Origin of the sequence: Vibrio sp. SS-MA-C1-2 (assembly GCF_021513135.1) — a bacterium.
Lineage (GTDB): Bacteria > Pseudomonadota > Gammaproteobacteria > Enterobacterales > Vibrionaceae.
In genome coordinates this window covers 144999-161384 of the sequence record NZ_CP090982.1, presented here as the reverse complement: position 1 = coordinate 161384, position 16386 = coordinate 144999, and the positions used below count along the sequence as shown (strand labels likewise).

The following is a 16386-nucleotide window of genomic DNA, read 5'->3' as shown; positions in this document are numbered from 1 at the left end:
TAAGAAACAAAATTCATATATAGTTACTTTAATTATAAAATACTATTGATTTAATAATTAAAGAATATATAATTTTTGGTAGATACCTTAATTATTAATGGTGGTGTAGCAAAATGGATCGTCAAAAACGGATTGAGTTGTTAACAAAGTTCAAAGAAGAATACGAAGGGACTGATGAGGAATTTGATCGTGTTCAGCATCGTTTATACCAACGTCGAGAAATCTTTCAAGCTGCTGGATGTTCTTCGACTAATGCACTCTCAAACAAAATACCTGATATTGAAGCCATTGTTGGTGAAAAACTGGGTACTCAATATAACGAGAAATCGCCATATTATTATACTTTAGATGAAGTATATAAGATTATTGATGCGTGTAGACAACTAGAACAACAAGCCCGTAAAAAAAGCAAATTTCAGGTTGTTAAGAAATTCAAAAACCATAAAGCCAAATTAGTTGCCTTTGTGAATCAAAAAGGTGGAGCATCTAAATCAACATCGGCTTTACATGCTGCAATGGGTATGGCGTTAATGGATTTAGCGGAAGCTAAAGTTTTACTCATTGACTATGATCCACAAGGCAATATTAACTCATTTCTAGATGGCCGTTATACCAACCCCTATACAACAAAAACTCTTTTCCGTTATCTCATGGGTGAATATGACCATGAATTTGAGGGTATTGATGAACAGAAGCAATTCTTACTTAATGAAATAATCCGTCCCTCTCACTTACCCAATATGTTCTATACCATTGCACTTACCGATGACAATGCATTAGAAGGTTATTTAAATCAATTAGAACTATCACTGGATGATGAAGATTACTCAGGTAATGAGGTATTTAAGTTATTCAAAGAAAAATTTATCGATCTTATTGAATCAGAATTTGATTACATCATTGCTGATGGTGCGCCACATAACAATACATTTATTAAGATGTTGCTATTTGCAGCCGATACCGTTGTTATTCCTGCTCCTTGTAAGGCAATGGATTTTGAATCCAGTATCAATTTCATTTTATCGATGGATCAATTTTATCTTGATATTAATCAAGAGTTAGAGTTGGCTGAGCCTAAAGATCCTGACCTGATTATATTGCCAGTCATGTTCTCAAATAATGAATCGTCTCGGAGTTATTACGCTCAATATATGCAACTCTTTGGTGATAAGGTGTACGCGCAATATATCAGCAAGAAGGATTGCTATGAATCTTTATCTGCTGATAAACAAACCACCTACTCCCTTCCCTCATCAGAAATGAGCAAGTCAATTAGAGAAGCACACAGTGAGTGGGAATCATTCAATAACTATTTACGCAGCCGAACAATGGAGAAATAAGCGTGTCAACATCAACCAAATCCAACAATTTTCGCGTTTACCTTTGTGAAGCTACAAATGAAGAACTTGAAATAATTGCTAACTTAGCGAGTAAGAATCATAGAAATAAGATAAAGAATGCTTTGACCGCAATTAAAGAAAAAAACCACTCAATCCCACTAGTATTAAACTTGCTGAAAAGCATATTAATATTAATATTGCTAAATTAGATAAGATAATTAGTAATCTAATTTCTAGAGCGAAGAAAAAGCTAGATTCCGAAGCTGAGCATCAAGAGCAACCAAATTTACCTTATTCAGAGACTTGGGAGCTTACCAGTGGCGAAACAGCGACATTCATTTTAAAAGATATTCCATTGAACCAAACTGTTGTTGAATTTGAAAATAATGGCCGCGCTCAAAGTTTTATAACAGAAGAGTCACTTAAAGATGTTTTAGCTACCATTAGTAAAACTCAATATTACCCTGCCATTGGTATTGAAAAGCCAGATGGAACAGTTGAAATTCTGGATGGTTCAAGACGTAGAGCTGCCCTTAAAATAGCTAATAAACCAACAATCAAAGTATTAGTTACTAAAGATACAATTACGACAAAAGATGCCAAAGATTTAGCTAAAGCATTGCAAACAGCTAAAGAGCATTCACTGTGGGAAAAAGGGCTAAGACTTTATAAAAAGCAGACAGCCCATAACCTCAGTCCTGATGAACTAGCAAAGATTGAAGGGAAAAGTGTTCCTACTATTAATCGATTATTAAGAGCTGGACGACAACCCGAGAAGATCATTGAATTATTTAGTGATATAAATCTATTAAAACACCCTGACTTCACGAAAATAGACAACGCTATAAAGTTAATTAACGATGATGCCGTTGACGAAATGATTAATGGTATACGTGAGGAACTTGATGGTATTGAACTAACGGGCTTAGATTTAAAAGATAAGATAATTTCACTAATTACTGATTTCCCTAAAAAGCCTAAAAAGGTTAAAACTGAAACTGAGAAGTCAATACTGGTTAAACACGATCATCGAACCTATCTAAAAGAGATCAAGAAAGGCGATGTCTTTAGTTATGATTTTGGGAGGCTCAACGCCAAACAATCAGAATCATTGAAAAAAACACTAACTGCATGGTTCGAAAATTCGGTAAATAAATAAAAAATAACCAATGAAAAATACAGGTGTAACATATTGATTTAGCATTATTTATTAGAGTTCTACCACCTTTAAATCAGCCTGATTTACCAACTCAAATCAGCCTGATTTACCAACTCAAATCAGGCTGATTTACCAACTAAAATCTCATTTATGGCAGCTTATTTTCAATGCTAGCAAAACCATTATTAACGTAAATATTTGCCATTTGCCTTATCTGTTCCAAAGCAGTTTGACTATTTATATTAGGGAAATTAGTACAATATTGGCCAAGTGCCTTTAGTCCCAATGCTGTGCCATCTGGCAGACTAACCGGTATTGATTTAATCGAATTTGAAGGGTTTTTACAGTATTCTTTGGGCTGACCAACTTGGACAAAAAGATTCTTTCCTTGATGCGCGATTCCAAAGAACTTACCTTTTCTATCCCCTACCCCGTGATTACCGAATTTAATTGAGCTTAGAAAGCCAAAACAGGTTGCGATAAACAAAGGCAATTCATTGCTAGTTAGCCTTATAATAATTTTATCCGACCAATCAAATGCTCGACTACCATCACTAAGACTACTCGCTGCCTCAATGGTAATCGTGTGAAAAGCATTAACCTCGCCATTTTGATCAACAATACCCTGCTCTTTCTCTTTTATCACAATTGTATTTTTCACATCTAATGCTGCACTTCGACCATGCACTTTCAAACCATGTTCTCTGATTTGTTTGTACTCTTGCTGAGTTTGTTGCTGATTCGAGTGGCTCTCGATGAGTGGATGTTGCGACTCTTGTTGTGGTTGAACTTGATTAAAGTAGTTAGGAGAATGGCTATTGCCATCACTTTGCGGCTCGTAAATATCAACATCATCTCGAATGTGATCGCTATGCTGACTCATACGATGATGTTGCTGAAATGCATTTTGCGGTTCTGGTGGAACAGAGTTTTGAGGCTCAACATTTGACTGCACTTGTTTCTGTTCAGCATTGTTCAAGACACGGCGATAGTTATTTAAATAATTTGGGTCGGGGGTAAAAGACATGATGATTACCTATTTTCATTTTGTTACTCATTGATGTGTTAAATCAGGAAAACCTCCAAAAAAATAAAAATATCGTCTAATCGGGGTCATTTGGTCCTGTTAGCAGAGGTTTGGCTCGAAACTATCTCTCATACTTATATATAAGCAATCGCAAGAGGCATGACAGAGATGGCAAGTGAACCTCAGTTAAGAAATAAGATTTTATTTTTTATCACCTGTTTTTTGATTATTTGTTTGTATCTGTTTTCAAGATATTCAATCGCATTTACAGGATCTAAAACCACTGGCTGCTTACCCGTAGATGTTGCCCTTATCGACAACTGGAATACGTCTATAAAAAGAGGACAACTTATCTATTTCAGATCTGAAAATGCAGAGCCATTATTTGCTAATAATACCAAGTTTCTAAAAATTGCAGCTGCCCTAGAAGGTGACCAAGTGACGATTAATAAAGACAGTGTGATTGTGACTAATCGTTCTTACAGTCGAGAATACGCGGTTGATGCAACAAGAATGCTGAACTATCTGAATTGGCCACTGAGCATGATTGAAAAAACGTTCACTGTCGAAGTTGGTCAAGTGTTCGCATTAGGCACATTACCAAGTTCGTTTGATTCGCGTTACTGGGGAACAGTAAGTACAAAAAATATTGAAGGAGTCGCTTATGCCATTTATTAGAGGGTCTATTCTGTTTTCAGCATTATTTATGAGTCAAACAGTCATGGCCGATGGCAAGCTAACTGCCGATGATTACGATCTTATAAACGACTCTAAATCGACCATATCGGACAATCAAAAGAATGTAAGCGCAGAAAATCAGGCAATCATCAATCGTACAAAAGAAGTTCTAGCTTCAGATAAATTCAAAGCTGAACTTCAAGGCATAAGAATTCAATCCCAACAAATCAACGATGATATGTTGGCACATCAACATGAGTTGGTGACAAAAGACAGCGATGGATTGCCATCAATCAATTTTGAAAAAGTAGGTGAACTACTTAAACCGTCTTCTGCTAGTGCAGGGGAGATACCCGAGATGTCAGGGACGACACCCCTTCAATCTGAAGTTAAAGAAGAAAACCAAGAGCCAAATAATGATTATCCAGAAGCGGGAAATAAACCGATTTTATGGGTATTTGTCTCTACGTCGATGAGCAAACTTCAACAAAAAAAGGCGTTTGAATTAGCTGCTGAGTGGGGAGGTCGTGTTATCTATCGTGGACTTGCACCAGGAACAGACTCAGTGAATGAAATGGCCAAATACGTCATGAAAATGCAAGCAAATCTTGACCGTATTAGTCATGAAATGCGTGAGTCACAAAATCATGCATCACTTAATGAAGTAACAAAAAATGAGGAGATAGCCTCTGTTTATCTCGATCCAACTGCCTTTACACGATTTGGTATAAACCGTGTGCCAGCGTTGGTTTATGAACGCCAAGACTACGACGGTAATCTTTTTTACGCGAAAATTTTTGGCATGGTAAATCCGAGCTATCTGCAAGATAAAGCGGAAACTGCATTAGTTAATAAAGAGGAAGGTGTTAACCACATTCATTTAGGCGAGATAGGCAATGTGAACAAAATTGCCGAGCGAGATTTGATTGAAGAAATGAAGTCACGGATGGAACGTTATGATTGGGAAAAAGCGCAAGAAGAAGCAGTTGCACGCCATTGGAAAATCCGTGAATACTTCGATTTAGCTCCATCACAAGAAGATAAAACTTACTTATTTAACCCAACGGTTGTTGTAAAAAAAGAAGTGAGAGCAGTCGATGGAACAGTTCTTGCCAAAGCTGGTGAAATGTTTAATCCACTGGCCATCGTGCCAAGTCATTTAACCATGTACGTATTCGATCCAAATGATGAAGAAGAACTCGCTTTTGTGAAGCATTTGGTGGAAACCGACTCCATTGGTTCAGTGATGTTGTTGGCCACTCGTATCGATGGTGAAAGAGGCTTCTCTCAACTTGCAGAGCTCAATCAATATTTCAAGATCCCAATCAAGATGCTTAATAGAGAAATCATTCAACGATTTGATCTCACTGTTACGCCTACACAAATTAAAACAACGGAATATGCACGATTGAAAATTAAAGAATTTTCACAGCAAACCGTCCGTTATCAAAATCAATTAAATCGTATAGAAAAGGAGAGTGAGGAGGAGTAAATGAAAACCATCCTAGCGTTAATCGTCGGTGTAGCATTAGGTGTTTATTTGGCTGACAACAATCCAACCATTGCGGATTCGGTCAGAGATGGCACTGATGTTGTATCGGATAAAGTCATAGAAACTGTGGAGAACTTGTAATGAACATTCGAGAGCTAAATGACATTGAAGAAGCTGAGTTTATAGAAATAGATAGTAAATCGGTGCGTTGGTATTTAGCTCTCATATTGGTGTTGAGTGTAACGTTGAGTTGGATTTGTATGCTGTGGTTAATTTTTAGGTAAGGAGTGTTTATGCTACGAGTTTTGCTAATAACAATGAGTATTCTATTTCCTTCTTTGTCATTTGCTACAGCGCAAAAAGTGTCTATGTCTGATTGGACAAAAATCGGCAGTGGAACATGGAATTTGTCCTCAGATACCTACTCTGTAACTCAGACGGTCAATGGTTCGCCAACTGCGTTCTTATCATCTGAATCATATGGTAATAGAGTGTTTAGAGGAGGATGGCAGGTAACAGAAGGTGATGATGATTATATTGGTATTATGTTTGGTTATGGAGGAGATAAATTTTATTTAATCAATTGGAAGCAAGGCGATCAAAGTGGTGCGAAACGAGGCATTGCACTGGTAGAAGTGAGAGGAACTTTTTCTGATATGGAAAGCTATGGGTGGCTTATGCATGATCAAAATACATCCTTTTCAACATTGATTGACCGTAGAGATAATTATTCATGGTCCAGAGATACCGTTTATCAATTTGAGTTACATATTAAGCCAACTGGAGTATTATTTAAAATAAATGGCGATACTATTTTTGATGAACCTATCACCGATGCTGATGGAAAATTTGGTTTTACAAACTGGTCCCAAGCAGGCGTAAAATATATTGGTATTGAAGAACTTTATCCACCTGCTGTAGATAATGAAAATATTGCAATTCATTCTGGTTCTAGCTCTCAATTTACTATTGAATACACCGACGAAAATCCCACTGAAACACATACTTGCTCGCTAGATTCTTTTACTGGCGGAACAGCTACAATTTCAGGTTGTACCGTGACCTACACTGCTGATTCAGATAGCCATGAAGATGCAGCTATAGTTTATCGTGTAACAGATTCTTCATATATTTACGGCAATGGCACAGCAACCATTGATGTCAAAGGACGCGGCATGACAATCGAGATGCCAGCCCGTGTTTATTCAGACGAAATTACTTATGTTAATTATGATGAAATTAATGAGGCAAAGGCAACACTCGTTAATGCACCTTCATGGGTTACTATCGAAAACAATAACAACCGCATTAAAATAGACCCGCCTTTATCGCAATCCGACAGTGTTCAGATGTTCTATATCGATACCAAGCATACTGATAACTCAGGTGCCGTTCGTCTTGGTCCATTCCAGTTTTATGTTGCACAAAAAAATGAACCGCACGATTATAGTTATTCAGCAAGTGTGCCTGTTTCTTCTAAACCACTTTCCATTAATTCCAATCAATCATTAGTCCGTTATGTTATTCCTGCTCTAACTTCATCTGAAGGAAATGAGGTTACAGGTATTCATAAAGCAACGTTCACTAATCTTGTTAGTTCTCAATCTTACATACGACTTGGCAATGACACTCTACAGCCAGGCGATAGTGTTGAAATAGACATTGATATTCTAAAAGATGGTACGCCGCTAACTTTTATTACACATAATGCAGCCAATAAGCGAGTGAACTTTGGTATCTCTATTCCTTGGTTAGATTCACTTCATGATTTTCGACGAGTGGTGCAAGTCAGTTGCGCTCAGACGGATTCAGACATTTGTGATAACTATTTAGAACTCAACGGTGAAGAATCTCCCTCTGGAAAAATTCAAATTGGTTATCTTGACTATGAAACACAAGAAATAGACTTCTTTGTTTATAACGGTAGTTCTAGCTCATCGGCTGTTGCTTCATTTGTCTCATCAGTGACTTCGCACTTAAACAGTAAACGGACGGCTAACGATATTATTGCAATTAATGTGAATTCAATTTCTTCGTCTGTTTGGTCAAGCCTAAGTAATGCACTTGATAATTATATTTCAATTCAAGGTGGTCTTGGTAATCATGCCAACAACAATGGTTCACTTGTATATGCAGAGCAAATTGGTGTCGATAGTTATCAGCGTTCAACGCCTCAAAACTCGTGGGGAACTCAAACGAGCCACCTATTTGATATGCCATAAAGCAAGGAGCATGTAATGAAACAACTCTTTAAGACACTTCTATTTGCACTCACAATTACACTCTCTGGCTATAGTGCGACGGTATCTGCCACAGAGAATGAGCTTGCAGGTGATATGTGTCCCGATGCGAATATTTTGAGTGGTATTATTGATAGAATGTGTTGGTCTTGCTTGCTTCCAATTCGCATGGCAGGGATTGGTGATGCACCTACGGGAGCTGCACCAGATTCACCATTTTGCATGTGTTTTGATGAAGCTTTAGGGTTGCCTGAAATTGGTTTGCCTATCGGCTATTTTGAGCCATCTCGCCTAGTGTCTTACAGCCCGACACCGTATTGTATGCCGTCACTTTCGGGATCGCGATTATCAGATGATATTACCTTGCTTGGAAATCTAGGTACTGAGAGCACGCAAGAGATGGATGATAAGTCCTTCATGCACTACAAGTACTGGATTTATCCAATCATGCAAATCATTGGGATGTTCACTAATGCCGATTGTCCAACCGGGCCATCGAACACCATTGATTTAGCTTTCTTTAGTGAAGTTGATCCGCTATACGGCAATGATTTTCTCAACTTCTTGATGTTCCCTGAGTCCATAGTCTTTGCTAACCCAATTGCTCAAAGTATTTGTACTGCGGATTGTGCCGCTTTAATGGCTGGTGCAGAGTTTGAGCAGAATTATTTTTGTGCATCTTGCGCGGGAAATTTATACCCAATGACCGGAACAGTAACAACCAGTGATGATGATGCCGTTCGCAATACTGAGCTGCTTACTGCTCGCTTACTTGGTGTATTGCACCGTCGAGGACAAGCTTGGCTCACAATGGGCGATCATAGAACAAGTGGAACATGTGAAGTTGAATACGCACCAATGCTCCCAAAAACCCAATACCGCTCATCGATGTTATACCCCGTTCCCGAAGCGCAGAATACGACCGTTGAAATGATGGATGGTGCGAGCAGTGTCGGTAATTCAACAGAAAACAATTCACAAACGACAACCATTTATGACCAAGAGTGCTGTCACAAGCTTGGTGAGTCAACGTGGAAGTGGGGAAATAACCGAACACGACCAAGCAAAAATGCCTATGTTTATCTCATTTATCAGTGGAATGATTGCTGCTTGAGATAACTCATCAAAAATCGGAACGTTTTAGTCCTGTTAGTGCAGGTTTGGGTAAGACTCATCAACCATACTTATGAGTAGTTAATGAGAGAAAAGGATAGTGTCATGAGTATTTTTATTGATAATAAATTTAAATATGGATTAATCGCGGGTGTGATGGCGTTTGCTACTTATAGTTTTATTGGCGATAAAGGCAACCCATATACGGAAGTGAAGTCATTATATAATGAGTGTGAGTCATCCATTGCTAATGACAACTTTGATTCATGTAACTCATTTTTTACCGCTTATTCTAATACGATGAATCAATTTAATAAGAGTACTGTATCTGTTAGTGATGTCGTTTCACTGCATAAATCACTTACAAGCGCAGGTTATGAAAATAGTATCGAAGAAATGACGCAAGGCTTACTCACGATCTTGCCAAGTGGTAAGTATGTGACGCAAGCCAAGGTGGGAATTTTAGATGCCATTTTAGGCGACTAATAGCGATTCAAGCTGACTATTGAGTTGGTGCTTATTGTGGCTTACCAAACTTTTTGAACATGAAAATATGGAAGCAATCTCAGCGATATCATATTGCTTGTCCAATAACCCTGCATCATTTAAAAAAATGATTTGATGCATAGGCTTGAGATTATCAAACAGGCTTTGAACTTCATCTTCAATAGAGCTAGATAAGAGCGCGGTTTCTGGATTTGAAGAAACTTGGGGCTCATTATCATAAACGAGTTCGTCATGCGTAATATTATGCTCAATTTGCTTTTTAAGAAAGTCGGCTTTATCGAGATACAACGTTCTTAATATATAGCCAGCAACTTCATTGATAGAGCTGTTAGAGCGAATATGAGATAGGCATTTTCTGATAATAAAGAAGCCTTCTTGGTTTACATCATCAATGGATTCGTTAGCGTGATATTTGTTACACACATTGATTGACGTTGAGTGGTTAACCGACTCTAACTCAAAGGCCATCATTGATAAATGCGCGTCAAAATTAAATAAATGACTGCGATAAACAGAGTATTTGGGAATCACTGTTTGAATGAAAAATGCTGATGGCTCTAATTTGATTAGCTCATCAATACTGCTGAATGAGATGAGTGCTTCTTTTGCCATATCTTTATCGCGTGTTGAGTTAAGTGCAAGTGATGCGAAATGACGTTTATTTAAATGAGGAGTAATCCACGACTTTAATTGTTGTACATCCATCGTCAATAACAGTTCATTGACCAATTGATTAAGCTCTGCAATGTCATTGATGATTTTTTTATTGAAAGATTGGTTGTTCATAATCAGATCCTCGCCCGGTTGATTCGAACACTATAACAGGCCCAACACCCATAGTTTTAAAAAGTGTTAAGTACTTGTATTAACAATTTAAAAGTGGAGTGAGTGATGACAGGTTATCAACAAATGCTATTTAATTTTTATCGCAAAAATGCTGAAACAGATAAAAATTACCGAGAAGGAATGAATCTGATACAAGAGCAAGTTCGTTCTGACTTGAGAGAACGCTATAAGAATAAATTAGGTAAAGGAAAAAGCTGATGCAGATTTTTAATTTGGAAAGAGAGACATTTTCTAGTGATCAGAAAATGATGATGGCTCAACGATTTAATCATCCAATTGAGGCATTAAAGCATTATGATTTCAATCTAATTGAATGGCGAATCATTTTAAATATTTTCCATCCTGAACGCTGCAATGCACTCCAATGCTCTTATGTTGCTATTGATGATAATGAAGTCGCTTTGATTACTCAATTTGATGATCAAGGCTTGTTTGATTTGCGTGCTTTTGCAACGTTGCTTTGGACTTATTCGAGTGATGCAAGGGATGACTACTTGAAAATATTATCTCTCCCGCTTTCGGTCAAAGAGAAGATCATCCAAACACTGCAAGATAAAAAAGTGGTTCATTAAAGAATTTTCCCCGATAGAAATTGATTGATGGCTCAATACCATCAGGATTTTTCTATCACACTGTTGTGACTGCAGCTAACTGTCATCGGGACTAAATATCCTGCCATCCGTCGCATTGCGACAAGAACTATGAGTAGAACACTGCTCATAGAGCATGACTACTCGCTAAACAAGGAGTTAATTATGCTAAAGCCGTTTATAGTACATCGCCTTTATAAACAAGGTCGTCGAGTACGCCTCATCTATATGCATGATGAAAAATTGTCTCCAAACTTATTGGGTACAATTTTGCATGTTGATGATGTTGGCACTATTCATGTAGCTTGGGATAACGGAGCCACACTTGGTTTAATCCAAGATAAAGATTTATTTGAGTTGGTCGAATAGATTTATTTAACTCATTTCATGCACTGGGCATTACTTTTGTCCAGTGGGACAAAAGTAAGCTCTATATTATTGGAGATTATTATGTCTTACGAAATTCTTTATGATCTAGTCGCTACTAAAATTGATATTGATGAACTACGGAAAGAAACGGCTGATTTCTTTGGTTGTTCTATTGATAGTAACGATATTTACTCGCTCTCGCGTGACCGATTCGGTCTATCCGTCGTTAATTTTGAAGATGTTATCACTCTGCAAGCCTTGGTTGGACCATCAAATGTATATAATGATGATAATCAACGTGTACGAGATTGGACAACGCTTGGTATTGATATTCATTCATCAATTTTTGAGGAGCACGGTATTCGTACTGCTGTTCATGTCGAGAATGGCAATATTCATCCAAATGGTAGGCATGGTGTTGCTGAAGGATATATTAAAAAAGTGCGGAGATTATTAGCTAATGCGTCACGTTTTGAACTTCCTTATTGTATTACAGGTTACTTACCTGAACCTAAATGTGATGTGGATTTTGACTCGCTAGATGTAATAAGCAATAAGCTTTCATTTATTAATGAGTTTGAGTTGGAAGTTGAGAAGACCTATAGCTCAAAACGCACACGTATATTCTGCAGACCGAAAAATAGCTTTGAGTATGTGCTCTTTGCATCATTGATAAATCAGCAGAAAGGCTACTTTAAGTTGCCTGTTCCTGAATATCACCTGTCTGTAAAGCGAGCAAGATAATGAGATTGTTCACTAGAGTCATTATGTTATCCAAAGACGATGCTTTTTCTGAAAGAGTATTCGTTCGAGTAAATAATAACGTGATGAAAAATTATAGACGCAATCAAGACTTAGTTATTGTTAACCTAGAAAATCAGCATTGGGTGTTAGTTAAAGTGTGGGGTGCAAATGGCATACCAGGTCTAACCAAAAATGCGATTGCAATGGATTACGATACGATGTCGTTACTAAGTGTTTATAAAAATGCAGACGTTCGTTTGGTCGTTCGCAAAGCGACATACATTGATCACATAAAACATCAATGGTCGCATGACGATGCCACGATACGACTGCCGTTTAAAATATCAATGTTAGCTATCATGCTATCTATTGGTACAACCTGTATCTCTTTTATCTTATAGAGATACTAAAAACTTATTACCCAAAGAGGAAAATACTTCCTCTGTGGGAGTGTTGCCTCTTTAGGTTAATGGAGGTTAACATGCCCAGTAAGTTACGATTAAATATCTACAAAATACGCCACGAATTAGCCTGCTTCTCAATACAGCATGTCGCTGAAAAGTTTAATTTACCTCTAGTTCTAATTCATCAAATCCGAGTGAATGATGTCAGATTTTTTGATTTCTCTAACGGATACGATGAACATATTCTAGAAAAAGGTATGTTTATTTTAACCGAGCTTGGTGTTGAGAAGTACTGCGCGAAGTGTAATGAGTATTATCCGTGCGATAGTGTGTTTTTTTACCCACGAATTGACAATAAACCGCATACCTACTGCATTGCTTGTATCAAGCAGATAGCTCAGTTTGGTGCTACAGATACATTGCCTTTGTTTAATCCAAAAGGCGTGTTAACGGTTAAAGATGATCACAATAATATCTTATTGCGAATTAAAGCCAAGGCGCACTATTGGACATTGGAGTTAATTGATAAGTTACTTCATAGCTATGAATTAACATCACGCTCTGTCTATATCGATGAGGAAAAAGTTATTTTCTAACTATCTAAGTTTGACTCCAATGGAGTCAAACTTAAAAAAATCAGAACAATTTAGTCCTGTTAGCGCACCTTTCTACTTATCCTATCTTTTATACTTTTAATATTCTTTATAAGAAGATTTGCATCTTTTGATGCAGCGATTCTTAGAATCTGTGCAAGCAGTCTCTTGTCGCTCTTTTGAGTGAGTATTATTGTCGAAAGGCGTAATACATCCACGTTGTATTTTTTTACAACACCGCCAATGGCACTTTTTTTGCCATTGGGCAGATGAGTGCTTTTTTTATATAGGAGATCATTATGATCGGTTTAACTATTGTAATTATTGCATTCATCGCGCTATTCGCTTTCATTAAAGAACAACGTCATAACAATGTATTCGTTAAAGACGAATTACCGTGTGAAGATGATGTTCGCAAATGGAATAACCAATTTGATAAAGAATTTCGTGATTCTCAACGTTACGCGAATTTTAAATCAAAACAACAGCAAGATTTTCAACGCGAAAAGAATGCTAGAGCGCAAGAAAATGCAACAAATGCACGAACTCGCGCATCACAAGCTCAAGAGCAGTATTGGACAGAACGTAGAGAGCGTGAAGCTCAACGTTCTAATAATCAAGCTCGTTCTAATCGTCGTCGTTAATGTAGAGGGTATTATCATGAAAATTTCTAAAGATATGACCAGCTATTGTCTTGTGGGGTGGGTTATTCTATCTACTGTGGCATTGCCTTTTTTAATTGGGTTAATTCAATTTGATTTTCCGACTCGTTTTGGAAATTCAGAAGTCTTTCGCATGATGGAAACGGAAATTACGTTTTATATGGCGATTGGTGTTACCGTTAACTTAACTGCTTACATTGTGTTTAAGTTGTTCAAGTCAATGAAAGTTAAATCATAACAATAGTTAATCAAGTGGCTCCTTTTGGAGCTACTTGGTGCTATTCTTACTAATCTCGCCTTTTATAAAGATAATAATGCAAGTAATACCTGTTGCCGCACCTATCAACATACAAAATCCAGATAAATACAAAAAGCCAGTATGCTCAATAGAGCGCGAATACTTATAGAGTAAGACACCCATGAACATAAGGGCATTGCCAGCAAGCATGACCTTAATGCAATCGGGTTGATCTTTGATGTATTGGTAAATATTCATAGTCTAACTTTCCTGCTAAATAAGTATGATGCGTCGGTTCTCCATCACTTGAATAATTGATGACGGCCATCACTTTTGGATTTGAATCAAGTCCAGTTCTATTCGTATGTCGATGAAATAAATAGACTAGCTGAATCATAATTATAGCAGTCAAAAAATCGTCTTGTTCTTCAAACACAATCGTCGTGTCTTCAAACGGATTGCTACTCGGTTGAGTTTCATAAATGGACTCTAAGTATTGAAGGGGTTGCTTAGAATAACCAGGGTATTTGAACCTTAAAGTTTCGTTCTCATAGCATTCACATGTTGATCCGATAATCGGGGTATCAACAAGGTTTGCTTTATGCAGAAGGTCAAAAATATAACCAGTTTTACCGTCAAGCAATGCATAGTGAATTTCATCTTTGACCGCACCAGCCTCTTGCATAAATTGACGATCTAAAATGAGGTCACTTTCGATGGGATACTGCTCTTACATTAAAAATGCCCAATTTCGAAAAAACTCTTTAATGGGCTCATCTGATTGATAACGTGACTGCCAATGGGAAAAAGTAGATAAAATGGTAGAAGACATAGTAAGTGCTCTTATTGAGTGATTTGAGCTTTGTTGTGTTGTTTTACCTAGTTTTCCAAATTTATTTTTACTTGGTAGCAGTTTTCGTCAATACGAACGGTTTTAACCGAGGTGGGGTAGAGTGATGATTTTATTTCTAAAGAGTAGTGCTCGTGCTCAAAATGTTGGTTGGCATAAGTACTATTGCTTAAATAGTGAGAAGTGGTTACTTGCTGATTCTGAGTATCTAGCAAGTGAATAAAAGCAAGATCAATAGCCAGTTTTTGTTTAGTGACATCATCAAGGCTTGTTTGTCTGTTATCGAGACAAATAACCTGTGCTGCCGCACTTTGACATGCGACAGCAAGTAGTATTAGACATGATGATATTACACTCTTTTTAAACATTGCTTACCGGCTATTAAAATAGGCTGTTCGTGGCCAACATTTGAAACCGCTATCCAGCGAACATAACCAAAATTGAGTTCTTCACATCGCAAGCTCTTTAGTCTCTCATGGCTCTGAATTGTCACGGAGCGACGGAAAATATTGAACCATGCGTGAGAGTAAATAATCCTTACCTGATTGTAGAACAATTTTACTTTGATGCGCCAAGCCGATAGAAAGTACAAAAAGAATGTTAGTACGGTTAATTCAACTGGAAATGCATAGCCATTGATGAGAGAGCTACTCATCATTAATGCGACCAATGCCGCAAGGCCGTGAGTAAAGAAACGAATAGTGTTGCAAATCGGTAGTTCAGTATTAATTCGTTGATACAGCATGAGTTACCTCGACTAATTTATTTAAATAAATGGTTGGATTAACCGTTGATTTGTCAATGTAGATTGATGGTATAGATGTGAAATCTTTTATGTTTGTTTGGTTGTCTTTTTCTATAAACTCGACAATAAAACCAGATTTTTCAGTATTCACCTCTGGCGTTGAATTGGGATGGAACCACATTACATGAAGGTTCTTAACAACACATAAGCCATAAAAAAAAGGGAATCTGTCAAGATAAGTGGGGAGCTGTCAGATGGGTGATAGAGCGAGTTGAGATTGGGTTTACTGGTGTTACCAAATTCATCGATATAAATACGGCGACCACATAAATAGATGACTAACCGTTTTGATTCTAGAACTTGTTGTAAAGACGCTGAGTAATCTAAGCAATTATCTAAATTAAGATCGTTAGCCAATTTTCTTGTATCCATAAAATAGACTGCATTTTGAAAATGATGCTTTTTTGATGTAATAAATGAGTTTAATGAGTTAATGGACAGAGTTTGTGATACTAAGTCAAATACGCTCTTTGTACCTTTTGACCAACTTCGATAAAGTTGGTACGGAACAGGTATGTGGTTTTTCACACAAAATAATACCATTGCTTGTTTAGGGGATAAGTCGGTATCCATTGAAGCATGAATATCTTCAATCACAGTGTCTATGTTATCTGAGATATTGAGTTTTTTAGCAACAGGAAAGACTTTTCTTTTTAAAAATAGATTGATATTTACGCGCATAATCATGCTCCACCATACTGATATTTTTAAGTATGGTAGAGTGATTGA

At 37.2% G+C, this 16386-nt stretch carries 22 protein-coding genes; 16 read left to right on the top strand and 6 right to left on the bottom strand.

Features of this window, described 5'->3' with window-relative positions; all coding sequences use genetic code 11:
• Nucleotides 1-113: 113 nt before the first annotated feature.
• Nucleotides 114-1340, top strand: coding sequence for a ParA family protein (locus tag L0B53_RS19045; protein WP_235062350.1), 1227 nt, complete (start codon nucleotides 114-116; stop codon nucleotides 1338-1340).
• 355 nt (nucleotides 1341-1695) lie between these two features.
• The gene (locus L0B53_RS19040; RefSeq protein ID WP_235062349.1) at nucleotides 1696-2499 is read left to right on the top strand and encodes a ParB/RepB/Spo0J family partition protein; all 804 of its coding nucleotides are present in this window, start codon (nucleotides 1696-1698) and stop codon (nucleotides 2497-2499) included.
• 148 nt (nucleotides 2500-2647) lie between these two features.
• Here the strand turns inward: L0B53_RS19040 and L0B53_RS19035 are convergent, their stop codons facing one another.
• Nucleotides 2648-3526: a hypothetical protein gene (locus L0B53_RS19035; RefSeq protein WP_235062348.1), complete on the bottom strand. Its 879-nt coding sequence runs from the start codon at nucleotides 3524-3526 to the stop codon at nucleotides 2648-2650.
• A gap of 168 nt (nucleotides 3527-3694) precedes the next feature.
• On the opposite strand from L0B53_RS19035, the gene lepB reads away from it, so the two are divergent.
• The 6 genes from lepB to L0B53_RS19005 all read left to right on the top strand — a co-directional run bounded on the left by lepB (nucleotide 3695) and on the right by L0B53_RS19005 (nucleotide 9535).
• A complete protein-coding gene (lepB, locus tag L0B53_RS19030; protein WP_235062347.1) occupies nucleotides 3695-4204 on the top strand; it encodes a signal peptidase I in 510 nt (169 codons plus the stop codon).
• A complete protein-coding gene (locus L0B53_RS19025; RefSeq protein WP_235062346.1) occupies nucleotides 4191-5696 on the top strand; it encodes a TrbC family F-type conjugative pilus assembly protein in 1506 nt (501 codons plus the stop codon). The genes lepB and L0B53_RS19025 overlap by 14 nt, the downstream gene beginning before the upstream one ends.
• Nucleotides 5697-5837 (top strand): hypothetical protein, encoded by a 141-nt coding sequence (locus L0B53_RS19020; RefSeq protein WP_235062345.1) that lies wholly within the window; start codon nucleotides 5697-5699, stop codon nucleotides 5835-5837.
• A gap of 152 nt (nucleotides 5838-5989) precedes the next feature.
• A complete protein-coding gene (locus L0B53_RS19015) occupies nucleotides 5990-7918 on the top strand; it encodes a hypothetical protein (protein ID WP_235062344.1) in 1929 nt (642 codons plus the stop codon).
• A 15-nt stretch (nucleotides 7919-7933) separates the two neighbouring features.
• Nucleotides 7934-9055 (top strand): TraU family protein, encoded by a 1122-nt coding sequence (locus L0B53_RS19010; RefSeq protein WP_235062343.1) that lies wholly within the window; start codon nucleotides 7934-7936, stop codon nucleotides 9053-9055.
• Nucleotides 9056-9154: 99 nt separating this feature from the next.
• Nucleotides 9155-9535: a hypothetical protein gene (locus L0B53_RS19005; RefSeq protein ID WP_235062342.1), complete on the top strand. Its 381-nt coding sequence runs from the start codon at nucleotides 9155-9157 to the stop codon at nucleotides 9533-9535.
• Here the strand turns inward: L0B53_RS19005 and L0B53_RS19000 are convergent.
• Nucleotides 9524-10342, bottom strand: a complete 819-nt coding sequence (locus L0B53_RS19000; RefSeq protein ID WP_235062341.1) for a hypothetical protein — start codon at nucleotides 10340-10342, stop codon at nucleotides 9524-9526. The two genes, L0B53_RS19005 and L0B53_RS19000, sit on opposite strands and share 12 nt — an antisense overlap.
• 105 nt (nucleotides 10343-10447) lie before the next feature.
• Here L0B53_RS19000 and L0B53_RS18995 point away from each other — a divergent pair, with 105 nt between their 5' ends.
• The 8 genes from L0B53_RS18995 (at nucleotide 10448) to L0B53_RS18960 (ending at nucleotide 14002) form a co-directional block, all read left to right on the top strand.
• Complete coding sequence (locus tag L0B53_RS18995; protein ID WP_235062340.1) at nucleotides 10448-10600, top strand: hypothetical protein; 153 nt, start codon at nucleotides 10448-10450, stop codon at nucleotides 10598-10600.
• On the top strand, nucleotides 10600-10974 hold the full coding sequence (locus tag L0B53_RS18990) for a hypothetical protein (protein ID WP_235062339.1): 375 nt from the start codon (nucleotides 10600-10602) through the stop codon (nucleotides 10972-10974). The genes L0B53_RS18995 and L0B53_RS18990 overlap by 1 nt, the downstream gene beginning before the upstream one ends.
• Nucleotides 10975-11157: 183 nt before the next feature.
• Nucleotides 11158-11361: a DUF4314 domain-containing protein gene (locus L0B53_RS18985; RefSeq protein ID WP_235062338.1), complete on the top strand. Its 204-nt coding sequence runs from the start codon at nucleotides 11158-11160 to the stop codon at nucleotides 11359-11361.
• Between the two features lie 81 nt (nucleotides 11362-11442).
• Entirely contained in the window at nucleotides 11443-12105 is a 663-nt protein-coding gene (locus L0B53_RS18980) for a hypothetical protein (protein ID WP_235062337.1), read from the top strand.
• Nucleotides 12106-12128: 23 nt separating this feature from the next.
• A complete protein-coding gene (locus L0B53_RS18975; protein ID WP_235062336.1) occupies nucleotides 12129-12506 on the top strand; it encodes a hypothetical protein in 378 nt (125 codons plus the stop codon).
• Between the two features lie 80 nt (nucleotides 12507-12586).
• Nucleotides 12587-13105, top strand: a complete 519-nt coding sequence (locus tag L0B53_RS18970; RefSeq protein ID WP_235062335.1) for a hypothetical protein — start codon at nucleotides 12587-12589, stop codon at nucleotides 13103-13105.
• A 296-nt stretch (nucleotides 13106-13401) separates the two neighbouring features.
• Complete coding sequence (locus tag L0B53_RS18965) at nucleotides 13402-13746, top strand: hypothetical protein (protein ID WP_235062334.1); 345 nt, start codon at nucleotides 13402-13404, stop codon at nucleotides 13744-13746.
• A 16-nt stretch (nucleotides 13747-13762) separates the two neighbouring features.
• Nucleotides 13763-14002 carry a hypothetical protein gene (locus L0B53_RS18960; protein WP_235062333.1) on the top strand — a complete coding sequence of 80 codons (240 nt, stop codon included), beginning with the start codon at nucleotides 13763-13765 and terminating at the stop codon, nucleotides 14000-14002.
• A 214-nt stretch (nucleotides 14003-14216) separates the two neighbouring features.
• On the opposite strand, the gene L0B53_RS18955 is transcribed toward L0B53_RS18960, so the two are convergent.
• The 4 genes from L0B53_RS18955 to L0B53_RS18940 all read right to left on the bottom strand — a co-directional run bounded on the left by L0B53_RS18955 (nucleotide 14217) and on the right by L0B53_RS18940 (nucleotide 16338).
• The gene (locus L0B53_RS18955) at nucleotides 14217-14687 is read right to left on the bottom strand and encodes a hypothetical protein (RefSeq protein WP_235062332.1); all 471 of its coding nucleotides are present in this window, start codon (nucleotides 14685-14687) and stop codon (nucleotides 14217-14219) included.
• 194 nt (nucleotides 14688-14881) lie between these two features.
• Nucleotides 14882-15220 carry a hypothetical protein gene (locus tag L0B53_RS18950; RefSeq protein WP_235062331.1) on the bottom strand — a complete coding sequence of 113 codons (339 nt, stop codon included), beginning with the start codon at nucleotides 15218-15220 and terminating at the stop codon, nucleotides 14882-14884.
• Complete coding sequence (locus L0B53_RS18945; protein WP_235062330.1) at nucleotides 15202-15597, bottom strand: hypothetical protein; 396 nt, start codon at nucleotides 15595-15597, stop codon at nucleotides 15202-15204. Before L0B53_RS18945 ends, L0B53_RS18950 begins: the two co-directional genes overlap by 19 nt.
• 180 nt (nucleotides 15598-15777) lie before the next feature.
• A complete protein-coding gene (locus L0B53_RS18940; protein ID WP_235062329.1) occupies nucleotides 15778-16338 on the bottom strand; it encodes a hypothetical protein in 561 nt (186 codons plus the stop codon).
• Nucleotides 16339-16386 lie beyond the last annotated feature (48 nt).